11 protein-coding genes and 1 tRNA gene are annotated in these 12737 nt (G+C 69.0%); 11 read left to right on the top strand and 1 reads right to left on the bottom strand.

All coding sequences use genetic code 11. From position 1 onward, the window contains the following. The first annotated feature begins 117 nt into the window (after positions 1-117). From ACWCPW_RS10560 to ACWCPW_RS10535, 6 genes are read left to right on the top strand one after another with little or no spacing between them, the layout of a single operon-like run. Positions 118-1485: an FtsK/SpoIIIE domain-containing protein gene (locus tag ACWCPW_RS10560; RefSeq protein ID WP_449761180.1), complete on the top strand. Its 1368-nt coding sequence runs from the start codon at positions 118-120 to the stop codon at positions 1483-1485. Between the two features lie 32 nt (positions 1486-1517). Then, the gene (locus ACWCPW_RS10555; RefSeq protein ID WP_449761179.1) at positions 1518-1847 is read left to right on the top strand and encodes a hypothetical protein; all 330 of its coding nucleotides are present in this window, start codon (positions 1518-1520) and stop codon (positions 1845-1847) included. Between the two features lie 7 nt (positions 1848-1854). Next, a complete protein-coding gene (locus ACWCPW_RS10550; RefSeq protein ID WP_449761178.1) occupies positions 1855-2118 on the top strand; it encodes a hypothetical protein in 264 nt (87 codons plus the stop codon). Continuing rightward, the gene (locus ACWCPW_RS10545) at positions 2115-3710 is read left to right on the top strand and encodes a replication initiator (protein ID WP_449761177.1); all 1596 of its coding nucleotides are present in this window, start codon (positions 2115-2117) and stop codon (positions 3708-3710) included. The genes ACWCPW_RS10550 and ACWCPW_RS10545 overlap by 4 nt, the downstream gene beginning before the upstream one ends. After that, positions 3707-3916 carry a helix-turn-helix transcriptional regulator gene (locus ACWCPW_RS10540; RefSeq protein WP_449761176.1) on the top strand — a complete coding sequence of 70 codons (210 nt, stop codon included), beginning with the start codon at positions 3707-3709 and terminating at the stop codon, positions 3914-3916. The genes ACWCPW_RS10545 and ACWCPW_RS10540 overlap by 4 nt, the downstream gene beginning before the upstream one ends. After that, entirely contained in the window at positions 3913-5295 is a 1383-nt protein-coding gene (locus ACWCPW_RS10535) for a tyrosine-type recombinase/integrase (RefSeq protein WP_449761175.1), read from the top strand. The genes ACWCPW_RS10540 and ACWCPW_RS10535 overlap by 4 nt, the downstream gene beginning before the upstream one ends. A gap of 256 nt (positions 5296-5551) precedes the next feature. Here the strand turns inward: ACWCPW_RS10535 and ACWCPW_RS10530 are convergent. Next, a tRNA-Arg gene (locus tag ACWCPW_RS10530) sits at positions 5552-5623 on the bottom strand. Positions 5624-5754: 131 nt separating this feature from the next. On the opposite strand from ACWCPW_RS10530, the gene ACWCPW_RS10525 reads away from it, so the two are divergent. The 5 genes from ACWCPW_RS10525 (at position 5755) to thrC (ending at position 12523) form a co-directional block, all read left to right on the top strand. Continuing rightward, positions 5755-6399: a response regulator transcription factor gene (locus tag ACWCPW_RS10525; RefSeq protein ID WP_449761174.1), complete on the top strand. Its 645-nt coding sequence runs from the start codon at positions 5755-5757 to the stop codon at positions 6397-6399. A 52-nt stretch (positions 6400-6451) separates the two neighbouring features. Continuing rightward, positions 6452-8104 carry an arginine--tRNA ligase gene (gene argS, locus ACWCPW_RS10520; protein ID WP_449761173.1) on the top strand — a complete coding sequence of 551 codons (1653 nt, stop codon included), beginning with the start codon at positions 6452-6454 and terminating at the stop codon, positions 8102-8104. Positions 8105-8256: 152 nt separating this feature from the next. Next, complete coding sequence (lysA, locus tag ACWCPW_RS10515) at positions 8257-9645, top strand: diaminopimelate decarboxylase (protein ID WP_449761172.1); 1389 nt, start codon at positions 8257-8259, stop codon at positions 9643-9645. A gap of 495 nt (positions 9646-10140) precedes the next feature. Continuing rightward, positions 10141-11433 (top strand): homoserine dehydrogenase, encoded by a 1293-nt coding sequence (locus ACWCPW_RS10510; protein WP_449761171.1) that lies wholly within the window; start codon positions 10141-10143, stop codon positions 11431-11433. 7 nt (positions 11434-11440) lie between these two features. Then, a complete protein-coding gene (gene thrC, locus ACWCPW_RS10505) occupies positions 11441-12523 on the top strand; it encodes a threonine synthase (RefSeq protein ID WP_402230599.1) in 1083 nt (360 codons plus the stop codon). Positions 12524-12737: the final 214 nt, after the last annotated feature.

The raw sequence follows: 12737 nt of genomic DNA, 5'->3' as shown, positions 1-12737 counted from the left end.
GCTCGTCGTGCACGGAGTACGACGCGGCCCCGGTGCGAACTGACTTTGGCGGGTCTCACACACCGGGGCCGCCCCCATCCGAACGACCTGGTGATCTTCGAAGGGGTGTCTCCCATCATGCATGTCCTCAACCGGCCCTGGGTGAAGCTCGGGGCCTTACTACTCGCGGCCCTGTACGTCGTCTACGAGGCGGTGCGCGCGAAAGCCGGCCTGACTGCCTCGTATCTGGTCGTCTCCATCTACCTGACGTCGGCGGTGGCCGGCGTTTGGTGGTGGCTGTTCTCCTTCGCTGCGCGAGTCCGAAGGGGCTGGCCCGCGTTGTCCAAGGCGCTCGGCGCATGGCAGCAAGAACCGGTGTCCCGGATCGACGAGACCTTCGAGTACCGGTACCCGAAGATCCTGCGAATCCGGCGCCACCAACTGGGCTTCGACGTCGTTGTGTCCCTCCTGCCGGGGCAGATCCCCAAGAACCTCGGTGACCACGTCGAAGGCATCGCACACACCTGGAAGGTCTTCCGGGTCGAAGCGTCTTCACCTGCTCGCGGGGTCGTCGTACTGCGGGCCTGGTTCGTGGACCCACTGGCCGAATCCTTCGAAGCTCCTCCGATGCCCGGACTGGGCGACGTCACCAAACGGGCTGCCGGCCTTGCGTCCATCCGGTTCGGGCGGCCGGCCGAGGAGCGCGAGGATCCGTGGACACCGGAGTTCACGTCGGCGGAGATCGGGCGCTGTGATGACGGCTCGCCATGGCGGCTGCGCCTTCACGGAACGCACGTCCTGGTGGCCGGGGTGACCGGTGCCGGAAAGGGCTCGGTCCTCTGGGGCGTCATCCGCGCGCTCCTGCCGGCTGCATGCTCGGGCATCGTGCAGCTCTGGGCGTGCGACCCGAAGCGCATGGAGTTGTCCTACGGCCGGTCGCTCTTCCACCGCTACGCCTGTGAGCCGGCAGCCATGGTCGAACTCCTGGAAGACGCCGCGGGCGAGATGAATACGCGGGCGCAGACGTTCGCGGGCAAGGTCCGCAAGCACGAGCCTTCCTCTGCATGCCCGTTCGTCGTGTTGATCGTCGATGAGCTGGCGTTCCTGACGGCGTATCAACCGGACCGCGACCTACGAAAGCGCGCGGATGCCGCGATAGCCACGCTCACGTCCCAGGGAAGGTCCGTCGGGTTCTGCGTCATCGGGGCCTTGCAGGATCCGCGCAAAGAGGTGATGAACATCCGCAACCTGTTCCCGGACCGGATCGCGCTGCGGCTGGACGAGCCGAACCAGGTGGACATGGTCCTCGGCAACGGCGCTCGGGAGCGCGGCGCCGCGGCGGACCTGATCTCGCCTCAACCCGAGATCGGTGCGGGGGTCGGCTATGTCAAGCACGAGACCCAGCCGGAACCGGTGCGCGTTCGAGCGGCGTTCGTCTCCGATCCCGCGATCGACGCGATGGTGCGCGACTACGGCCGACGTGGCGGATTGGAGGCGGCGGCATGAGGTCCATTCCGAACCTGGCAGACCTCGGGGGTGTGCTCGCCGCCCTGGTCGCGCTGATCGAAGCCCGCCCGGCGCTGCCCGACCTGGTCTCCGTCCACACGGTGTGGAGCGCGGAGACGGACGAGTGGAACGTGACGGCGCGCGTGTTCGTCGACGGCGACTCGGACTTCCCCGCGGAAGCCGTTGCGATGTGGGCTGGAGAGATCGCCAACGGCGTGACGACGTCGGCGAAGGTGACCACGTCGGGCGCGGCGTACGTCCACTACCAGGCGGTGGGAAGCATCGCGGGCGCCTCGATCACCGTGTGGTCGCGCGGACGTCTGAGCGGTGAAGCGACCGATGAAGGGTCGCGCCATGGCTGAGCGGAGCATGAGCGAGCGCATGGCTGCGGTGTACAACCTGCTGGCACTCGCGGGAAAAGCGGTCGCTACCTGGACGGGGGAGACGGACGGGCCCACCTCGGCGGAACGACGCGAGGCGGCAAACTCCGCTATCCAGGGCATCGACACCGCCGTGACGGTGCTCTACCGGGTGCGCGCAGACCTGGTCAGCCAGATGCGACGGAGTGACGACGCGTTCATGGCTGAACTCCAACGGAAGTACGGTCCGCTTCCCCCGGCTGGTGATCGATGACCACCCGGGCGGAACGTGCGCGGATGCCACTTGCGCGTGAGGTCGTGCGGGCGGTGGCTCAAGAACACGGGGTCTGTGTCCGGCCGATTGCCTTGCGGCGCACGGACGTCATGACCGGTGAGACCACGGTGGTCGACGTCCCGTGTGGGGCGACGCTGGCGAGCGTGTGCCCGACCTGCGCTGAGCGGAAGCGGCGGCTCCGGATGGCGCAGTGTCGGGAAGGGTGGCATCTGACCGAGGAACCGATTCAGGAGGCAGACGAGCCGACCGACGAACAGCGCTTGCTGGCCGAACTGCGGGCGGACTGGACCAAGAAGCACGACCTGGCGCGCGGTGACGAGCGAGACGAACGCGCCGAAGACCTGGCCGCGGTCGACGCCGAATTGGCCGATTCCGGCGTACGGGGCAACATCGACCCGGATCCGGTCTCGCGGCGGGTGCGGTCGACTCGGCGGCGGCAGGATGCTCCGGATCTGCCCCGGCGTGAGGTCGACGCGCGGACGGTCGGCAGGGCGTACACCGCGCCTGACGGCAAGGTGTTCCGGCCGTCGTTGTTCGTCACGCTGACGCTGCCGTCGTACGGGCGTGTGCGTCGGGACGGGACACCCGTGGATGCCTCGGCGTACGACTACCGGGCGGCTGCTCGGGATGCGTTGCACTTCTCGAAGCTGGTCGATCGGTTCGTGCAGAACCTGAGGCGCCTGGTCGGCTTCGACGTGCAGTACTTCGCCGCGGTCGAGTATCAGCGGCGGTTGGCACCGCACATCCACCTCGCGATCCGTGGCACGGTCTCGCGCGCCGAACTTCGCCAGGTGGCGGCGGCGACCTATCACCAGGTGTGGTGGCCGGCGTGCGACGAGCCGGTCTACTCGACCGACCTTCCGCCGGTCTGGGACACGAAGGCCGGCGCGTACCTCGACCCGACGAACGGCGCCGAACTGCCCACCTGGGATGAGGCGTTGGACGGCCTGGGCGACGATGCGGAGCCGATTCACGTCGCCCGGTTCGGGACGCAGGTCGACGCGAAGGGCGTCCTGGTCGGCTCGCCGGACGCACGCCGCTGCATCGGCTACCTGACCAAGTACCTCAACAAGTCCGCCCACGAGTCCCACGAGGCCCAGAGCGGGGCCCAGAACGCGCACGTGGACCGACTCGTGGAAGCCCTCCGTTACGAGCCCTGCTCGCCCACCTGCGCCAACTGGCTCCTCTACGGAGTCCAGCCGAAGAACGCCCGCGCGGGCCTGCGGCCTGGCTGCTGCAAGGCCAAAGCTCATCGGCGGACCCACCTCGGCTACGGCGGGCGGCGCGTCCTGGTCTCGCGCAAGTGGTCCGGCAAGACCATGGCCGACCACAAGGCGGAGCGCCGGGCATGGGTGCTGGACCTGGTCGGCGGTGCCGGCGACATTCCGGATCCGAATCGGTTCATCTGGGCTCCGGTCGGCCGTGATGACCCTGACGTCGCACCGCTGTCCCATCGCCTCCTTCGCGCGGTCGCCGAACGGGTGCGGTGGCGCAAGGCGATGGACGAAGCGAAAGCCCGCGCAGACGGACCGCTCGACAATTCGGCAACTGCCCGGGGGAGGGCGGCATGACCAGAAGAGCCAAAACTTCGGACGTCGAACTCCTGACCGTCCCGGAAGTCCTCGAAGCGCTGGGTGGCCTCTCTCGCCGGACTTTCTACCGCTGGCGTGAACTCGGCTTGGCGCCGGCCTGCCACAAGCTCCCCAACGGCGAACTGCGCATTACGCGTGAGGCGTTCGCGGAGTGGCTCGACACTCGGGCGGAGGAAGCGGCGTGACAGACAAGACGTACAAGGTCCGGGTCTGGGCCGTGGTCCGGAACCAGAGCAGTAAGAAGAAGCCCTCTTTCGTGGTGCGTTGGACTGTCGCGGGCGAGCCGCAATCAGCGACGTTTGGTACGAAAGGGTTGGCCGACCGGTTTCGTGGACGCCTGATCCGTGCCACCGAGGACGGCGAAGCGTTCGATCTTGAGAGCGGTCTCCCCGAGTCCATGCAGAAGGCCAAAAAGGCGACGTCAGCCCTCACCTTCGCGCTCGCCTACATGGACATGAAGTGGCCGGGTGCGGCTGCGAAGTCGCGGGACAGCATGGCGGACGCGCTGGCCACGGCTCTGCCCGCGCTCGTGAAGGACAGTGACGGTCGGCCCGACGTGGTGACCCTGCGCCGCGCTCTCCGGCTGTTTGTTCTGCCGCCGACTCGACGGAAGCTCCCTCGGCCCGGCGACGTCGCCAAAGCGGTTGCCTGGCTCGAAAAGAGGTCGCTGCCCATCACGGGGCTCGCGGACGCCAAGATTGTTCACGGTGTCTTGGACGCGCTCGGTCTCAAGCTCGACGGATCCGCGGCAAGCGCCGAGACGCTTCGCCGTAAGCGGTCGGTCGTCTACAACCTCCTCGACTACGCCGTGGAGCTGGAACACCTTCCGGTGAACCCCATCGACAAGCTCAAGCGCAAGCGCGTCCTGGTGGCGTCCTCGGTGGACCGCCGCTCGGTTGCCAACCCGGTCCAGGCTCGCGAACTGCTCGCCGCGGTGACCTACGTCGGCGGACACAAGCGGGCCGGCGGCCGACGTCTCCGCGCCTTCTTCGCGGTCCTCTACTACGCCGGTACGCGCCCGGCGGAAGCGGTGAACCTGCGGCGCGCCGACAGTGTCCTGCCCACCTCGGGATGGGGCTCGCTGACCCTGCACACCACTCGGCCGGCGGCGGGCAAGACCTGGACGGACAACGGCCAGGCGCACGACGAGCGGGGCCTGAAGCAGCGGGCGGACAAGGACACGCGCCACGTGCCCATCCCTCCGCAACTCGTCGCGATCCTCCTCGCGCACATCGAAGAGTTCGGCACGGCAAAGGACGGTCGACTCTTCCCGAGCGAACGCCGTGGCGTCCTTGCCTCCTCCACCTACTCCCGAGTGTGGAAGGAAGCACGCAAGCTCGCGCTGACCGAGGAACAAGTGACCTCACCTCTCGCAGCTCGGCCGTACGACCTGCGGCACGCCTGCGCGTCGCTCTGGCTCAACTCCGGAGTGCCGGCCACGGAGGTCGCCGAACGGCTCGGGCACTCGGTGGATGTGCTGCTCAAGATCTACGCCAAGTGCATCGACGGACAGCGCGACCTGATCAACCAACGCATCTCGGATGGTCTCGGTGACGAGAGCTGAGCAGCCGTCAGACGGCAGGAAGCCCCGGATCACTCCGGGGCTTTCGTCGTGTCCGGGCCACGCCGCGCATACGCCAAATACGCACTGTGACCTGCGGAAACGGCTCCAAGATCATTACGTGCCCATTACGCGCGGGCCGTCCTACGCCTGCACGCACCTGCGCGGGCTGACACACGGAGTGACGAGCGAAAAGAGGCCCCAAAACAAAAACAGCAGCTCACGAGTGATCGTGGCTGCTGAGACTGTTCACGCTGTGTGCCCCTGGCAGGATTCGAACCTGCGCACACGGCTCCGGAGGCCGTTGCTCTATCCCCTGAGCTACAGGGGCTCGGGTGACGTGAACATTACCAGCTCTGGGGAGTGGGTTGCGAAGGGGTTGAGGGGAGGGGGCGGGGAGGTGCGGGATGAGATGTGCGGATCGGGCCCCGAGGTGGGTGTGGGGGGCCTAACCTCACTGGCGTGGGCGGGATTGGTGGTGAGGCGGCGCGGGTGCTTGTCGTGGATGACGACGAGGTGATTCGGCAGCTGATCGCGGTCAATCTGCGGCTGGAGGGGTTTGTGGTGAGCACTGCTCGGGATGGTGAGGAGTGCTTGCGGCTCGTGCATGAGGTGCGGCCGGATCTGGTCACGCTCGATGTGGTGATGCCGCATTTGGACGGGATCGGGACGGCGGCTCGGTTGCGGGCGGATCCTCGGACCAGTGGGTTGAAGATCCTGATGATCAGTGCCTGTGCTCAGGACGAGGACTTCTCCCGGGCTCGGGCGGTGGGGGTGGACGGGTATTTGACGAAGCCGTTTCATCCCGAGCAGCTCATTCGGTTGGTGCGCGCGTTGTCACCGGAAGTGGAAGCGGTGACGGGAGCGGCAGCGGTGACGGGAGCGGAACCCGAAGCGGCGGCGGAAGCGGTGACCGGCGCGGAAGCCCAAGCGGTGGCCGAAGCGGCGGCCGAAGCCGAAGCGGCGGCGGAAGCACGAGCGGATGCACAAACGGCACCGGGAGCGGCACCGCAAGCGACACCGGGAGCGGCACCGCAAGCGCCGCCGGGAGCGCGCGCAGGAGTGGAAGCCGAGCCGAGGCCGGCTTCGGAAGTGTCACCCGAATGACCGACGCCGCCCGCCGGGCGGGTTGGTCGGCGGGTCGCCTACCCTTGTCCCCGTGACCCCCGCAGAGCTTTCGCAGTCAGTGTTGTCCGCGGTTCGTGCCGCCGTCGAGGCGGGCGAGCTCGCCGTTGCCGTGCCCGAGAGCACGACGGTGGAGCGACCCAAGAACCGCGAGCACGGGGACTACGCGACGAACATCGCGTTGCAGCTCGCGAAGCCGGCCAAGCGGCCGCCGCGGGAGATCGCCCAACTGCTGGCCGCGCGGATCGAGCGGGCGACCGGTGTGGCCAAGGTCGACATCGCCGGCCCCGGGTTCCTGAACATCACGCTCGACACGGCCACCCAGGGCGAGTTGGCCCGCAGCATCGTCGAGGCCGGCGCCACGTACGGCAGCAACAACGCGTTCGACGGGCTCAAGATCAACCTGGAGTTCGTCTCGGCGAACCCGACCGGGCCGATCCACATCGGCGGGGTGCGCTGGGCCGCCGTCGGCGACTCGCTGGGGCGGATCCTGCGCGCGTCCGGCGCCGACGTCACCACCGAGTACTACATCAACGACGCCGGCGTGCAGATCGACAAGTTCGGCAAGTCGCTGATGGCGGCGGCGAACGACCGCCCCGTGCCCGAGGACGGCTACGTCGGCGCGTACATCAACGACATCGCCGCCGACATCGTCGCCGAGCGTCCCGACGTGCTGAGCCTGGCCGAGGCCGAGCAGGAGAAGGTGTTCCGGGCCACCGGGCTCAAGCTGATGGTCGCCGAGATCCAGCGCTCGATGGAGAACTTCGGCGCGCACTTCGACGTGTGGTTCTCCGAGACCACGCTGCACGGGTCCGGCGCGGTGGAGAAGGCGATCGACCGGCTGCGCGAGCAGGGCCACGTCTACGACGACAACGGCGCGATCTGGCTGCGCACCACGGACTACGGGGACGACAAGGACCGGGTCCTGATCAAGTCCGACGGCGAGAAGACCTACTTCGCCTCCGACGCCGCGTACTACCTGAACAAGCGCGACCGGGGCAACGAGGTCGCCGTCTACATGCTCGGCGCCGACCACCACGGGTACGTCGGGCGGCTCAAGGCGATCGCGGCCTGCGCGGGCGACGACCCCGAGCACAACATCGAGATCATCGTCGGCCAGTTCGTGAAGATGATGCGCGCCGGCGAAGAGGTCCGGATGTCCAAGCGCGCGGGCAACATCATCACCATCGACGACGTCGTCGAGTGGATCGGTGTCGACGCCGCGCGCTACTCGCTGGCCCGCTCGTCCACCGACTCCACGATTACCCTCGACATCGACATCCTCACGTCGCACAAGAACGAGAACCCGGTGTTCTACGTTCAGTACGCGCACGCGCGGATGTCCTCGGTCGAGCGCAAGGCGGCCGAACGCGGAATCGTCAAGGGCGAGTTCACGCCGGAGCTGTTGTCCACCGAGTGGGAGTCCGACCTGCTCGGCATGCTCGGCGAGTTCCCGCGGGTGGTCGCCAAGGCCGCCGAGATGCGCGAGCCGCACCACGTCGCGCGTTACCTGGAGCAGTTGGCCGGCACGTACCACCGCTTCTACGACCACTGTCAGATCCTGCCCAAGGGCGAGGAAGAGGTCACCGACCTGACGTACGCCCGAATGTGGCTGGCCGAAGCCGCGAAAACCGTGGTGGCCAACGGCCTCGCCCTGCTCGGGGTGTCCGCCCCCGAGCGCATGTGACGGATCGTCACAACGCAGGCGACAGGCCGAAGGCCGGGCGGATGCCCGGCCTTCGGCGTTTCCCGGCCCGCCGGCACACTCGCCCCGCCGGCCGCCGCACCCGCCCCACAAGACCCACACCGACGCCCACACCCCCCGGGGAGCACCACGACATGAGCCGTTCCGCCCACCCCGCCGGTCCCCGCCACGCGGACGTCCTGCCCGACGGCGCGCCGCCGATCGCGCCCGAGGACCTGACCCTGCTCGATCCGAAGATCTGGCCCACGAACGCCGAGCGCGGCGCCGACGGCGTGGTCACCATCGCCGGCCTGGACGTGCGCGAGCTCGCCCGCGAATTCGGCACTCCCGCGTACATCCTCGACGAGGCGGACTTCCGGGCCCGCTGCCGCGCCTGGCGCGAGGCGTTCGAGGGCGCGGACGTGTTCTACGCGGGCAAGGCCTTCCTGTGTCGCGCGCTGGTGCGCTGGATCGCCGAGGAGGGCCTGAACCTGGACGTGTGCACCGCGGGCGAACTGGCAGTCGCGCTGTCCGCGGGCATGGACCCGGCCCGGATCGCCTTCCACGGCAACAACAAGTCGAGCGCCGAACTGGAACGCGCCCTGGAGGTCGGCGTCGGCCGGATCGTGGTCGACTCGTTCGAGGAGATCAGCCGGCTGGCGTTCCTGGCCGACCGGCGCGGCATCACCCAGAAGGTCCTGGTCCGGATCACCGTCGGCGTCGAGGCGCACACCCACGAGTTCATCGCGACCGCGCACGAGGACCAGAAGTTCGGCTTCTCGCTGGCCGACGGCCAGGCCGCCGAGGCGGTCCGCCGGATCCGCAAGCTCGACTCGCTCGAACTGATCGGCCTGCACTCGCACATCGGCTCGCAGATCTTCGACACCGCCGGGTTCGAGGTCGCCGCGCGCCGCGTGGTCGGCCTGCTGGTCGCGGTCCGCGACGAGCACGGCGTCGAACTCCCCGAGATCGACCTCGGCGGCGGCCTGGGCATCGCCTACACCTCCGCCGACGACCCGCAGTCGCCCGCGATCATCGCCGCCTCGCTGCTGGACATCGTGCGCCGCGAGTGTGCCGCCGCCGGTCTGGCCGCGCCCCGGTTGTCGGTCGAACCCGGCCGTGCGATCGCCGGGCCCGGCACGTTCACGCTCTACGAGGTGGGCACGATCAAGCCACTGGAGGGCCTGCGCACCTACGTCAGCGTGGACGGCGGCATGTCGGACAACATCCGCACCGCGCTCTACGACGCCGAGTACACCGTGACGCTCGTCTCACGCGCGAGCGACGCGGCGCCGATGCTCTCGCGCGTGGTGGGCCGGCACTGCGAGTCGGGCGACATCATCGTCAAGGACGCGTACCTGCCCGCCGACCTGGCTCCCGGCGACCTGCTCGCGGTACCCGCCACCGGCGCCTACTGCCGCTCGATGGCGAGCAACTACAACCACGTGGCCCGCCCGCCGGTGATCGCGGTCCACGACGGCGGCGCGCGCGTCATCGTGCGGCGCGAGACCGAAGAGGACCTGCTCCGCCTCGACATCGGCTGAACGACCACACCCCGGACGGCCGTACGAGAGCAGCACGGCGGCAACGGCAGTACGGCAGCACGGCACGAGAACGCACACGCACACGCACACGAACGCCGGAGCAGGACCCCCACCGGAGCAAGCTTCCGGAGCAGGACCCACCGGAGCGAGAACCCCGGAGCACGACCCCGGAGCGAGACCCCGCCGGAGCGAGAGCACCGGACACGCGCACCGGAGAAGCGCACCGGCCAAGCGCACCGGCACAAAAAGAACACCGGCGCAAAAGGAACACCGGAACAAGAACGACGGAACGATCGGGGGTCGCCACGCGGCGGCCCCCGGGCTCGGGAGAAAATCCCGTGGCCGGCATGCGAGGCCGCAAGAATTGTCGTCTCGGATCCTGGACCAGCCCTGGTTCGGAGAATGATCCGAGCGACACTTGTCGGCACTGCCCGACTCCGGAAATCCCCCGGACGGCGGACTCGGACAACCTTTGTCTTCGAGAAGTGAGGTCGGATGATGCGTACGCAGCCGCTGAAGGTGGCGCTGCTCGGTTGTGGTGTGGTCGGCTCCGAAGTGGCCCGCATCATGACGACGCACGCGACCGACCTCGCCGCCCGAATCGGTGCCCCGGTCGAGCTGGCCGGCGTGGCGGTGCGCCGGGCCGGGCGCGAGCGCGCGGGCATCGACCCCGAGCTGGTCACCACGGACGCCGTGGAACTGGTCAAACGCGACGACATCGACGTCGTGGTCGAGGTGATCGGCGGCATCGAGCCCGCCCGCGGCCTGATCCTGTCCGCGATGGAGCACGGTGCCTCGGTGGTCTCCGCCAACAAGGCGCTGCTCGCCGAGGACGGCTCGACGCTGCACGCCGCTGCCGCCAAACACGGTGTGGACCTCTACTACGAGGCCGCCGTGGCCGGCGCGATTCCGCTCCTGCGTCCGCTGCGCGAGTCGCTCGCCGGGGACAAGGTGGAGCGGGTCCTGGGCATCGTCAACGGCACCACCAACTTCATCCTGGACCGGATGGACTCGACCGGCGCGGGCTTCGCCGAGGCGCTCGACGAGGCCACCGCGCTCGGGTACGCCGAGGCCGACCCCACCGCCGACATCGAGGGCTTCGACGCCGCCGCCAAGGCCGCGATCCTGGCCGGCCTGGCCTTCCACACCCGGGTGACCGCCGCCGACGTGTACCGCGAGGGCATCACCGAGGTCAGCGCCGCCGACGTGGCCAGCGCCAAGGCGATGGACTGCGTGGTCAAGCTGCTGGCGATCTGCGAGCGCGGCGCCGACGGGCAGAGCGTGAGTGCCCGCGTGCACCCGGCGATGATCCCGCGTTCGCACCCGCTCGCGTCGGTGCGCGAGGCGTACAACGCGGTCTTCGTCGAGTCCGAGGCGGCCGGGCAACTGATGTTCTACGGCCCCGGGGCCGGTGGCGCGCCGACCGCGAGCGCCGTGCTCGGCGACCTGGTCGCGGTCTGCCGCAACAAGCTCTCCGGCGCGACCGGGCCCGGCGAGTCGGCGTACGCCCAACTGACCCCGCAGCCGGTGGGCATCGCCCGTACCCGCTACCACCTGAGCCTGGACGTCGCCGACCGAGCCGGTGTGCTGGCCCAGGTGGCCGCGGTGTTCGCCCAGCACGACGTGTCCATCGACACCGTCCGTCAACAGGGCCGGGACGGGGATGCCACACTCGTGATCGTCACCCATACCGCCACCGACGCCGCGCTCGCGGCGACCGTCGCCGATCTGCGCGGTATGGACATCGTCCGTGACATCGCCGGCATCATGCGGGTCGAAGGGGAGTAGAGGGACCGTGAGCGCGCTCAAGGAAGGCGTCCGCACCACTCAGTGGCGCGGGGTCATCGAGGAATACCGCGACCGTCTGCCGGTCTCGGCGAACACACCCGTGGTCACTCTGCGTGAGGGTGGGACGCCGCTGGTTCCGGCCCAGGTGCTCTCCGAGCGCACCGGATGTGAGGTTCACCTCAAGGTCGAGGGTGCCAACCCGACCGGGTCCTTCAAGGACCGCGGCATGACGATGGCGATCTCCAAGGCCAAGGAGGAGGGCGCGCGGGCGGTCATCTGCGCGTCCACCGGCAATACCTCGGCCTCGGCCGCCGCGTACGCGGTGCGCGCCGGGATGGTCTGCGCCGTGCTGGTGCCGCAGGGCAAGATCGCGCTGGGCAAGATGGGCCAGGCCCTCGTGCACGGCGCGCGCATCCTCCAGGTCGACGGCAACTTCGACGACTGCCTCACGCTCGCCCGCGATCTGGCCGAAAAGTACCCGGTCGCGCTGGTGAACTCGGTCAACCCGGTGCGCATCGAGGGCCAGAAGACGGCCGCCTTCGAGATCGTGGACATGCTCGGCGACGCGCCCGACATCCACGTGCTCCCGGTCGGCAACGCGGGCAACATCACCGCGTACTGGAAGGGCTACAACGAGTACGCGGCCGACGGCCTGGCCGCCCGCCGCCCGCGCATGTGGGGCTACCAGGCGGCCGGTTCGGCGCCGCTGGTCAACGGCGCGCCGGTGCTCTCGCCGCAGACGATCGCCACCGCGATCCGGATCGGCAACCCCGCGTCGTGGGACTTCGCGATCGCCGCGCGGGACGATTCCGGCGGTCACATCGAATCGGTGACCGACCGTCAGATCCTGTCGGCGTATCGTCTGCTGGCCGCCCAGGAGGGCGTCTTCGTGGAGCCGGCGTCGGCCGCGAGTGTGGCCGGATTGCTCCAGGCGGCCGAACAGGGCCGGGTCGATCCGGGCCAGCGGATCGTCTGCACGGTCACCGGCAACGGCCTCAAGGACCCGGACTGGGCCGTGGCCGGCGCGCCCAAGCCGGTCGTCGTACCGATCGACGCGTCCGCCGCGGCGGCCCAACTCGGCCTGGGCTGACCCGTTCGGCCGCAATCGGTCGATGCATCGGTGGAAGGCCGGCCATTCGCCGCATTCGCCGGTGTGAAAATCGTTTCGGAATCGAATCCGGGCGGTCGACGGTCACTCGTCGACCGCCCCCGGTCCTTTTCGATCCCATTTCCGGTACCAATCCCACGACGCGGTGGTTACGGTGTCCCGCGAGGGAACGCACCTTCGGTAGGCTGATCACCGG

The sequence above is a fragment of the Embleya sp. NPDC001921 genome, assembly GCF_053594475.1.
Note: the sequence above shows the minus strand (reverse complement) of the source record. Positions and strands in the feature narration are given on the sequence as shown.

Coding starts and splice junctions, on each gene's coding strand:
- ACWCPW_RS10560 (WP_449761180.1), top strand. CDS start 118: ATGCATGTCCTCAACCGGCCCTGGGTGAAGCTCGGGGCCTTACTACTC.
- ACWCPW_RS10550 (WP_449761178.1), top strand. CDS start 1,855: ATGAGCGAGCGCATGGCTGCGGTGTACAACCTGCTGGCACTCGCGGGA.
- ACWCPW_RS10545 (WP_449761177.1), top strand. CDS start 2,115: ATGACCACCCGGGCGGAACGTGCGCGGATGCCACTTGCGCGTGAGGTC.
- ACWCPW_RS10540 (WP_449761176.1), top strand. CDS start 3,707: ATGACCAGAAGAGCCAAAACTTCGGACGTCGAACTCCTGACCGTCCCG.
- lysA (WP_449761172.1), top strand. CDS start 8,257: ATGAGCCGTTCCGCCCACCCCGCCGGTCCCCGCCACGCGGACGTCCTG.
- ACWCPW_RS10510 (WP_449761171.1), top strand. CDS start 10,141: ATGATGCGTACGCAGCCGCTGAAGGTGGCGCTGCTCGGTTGTGGTGTG.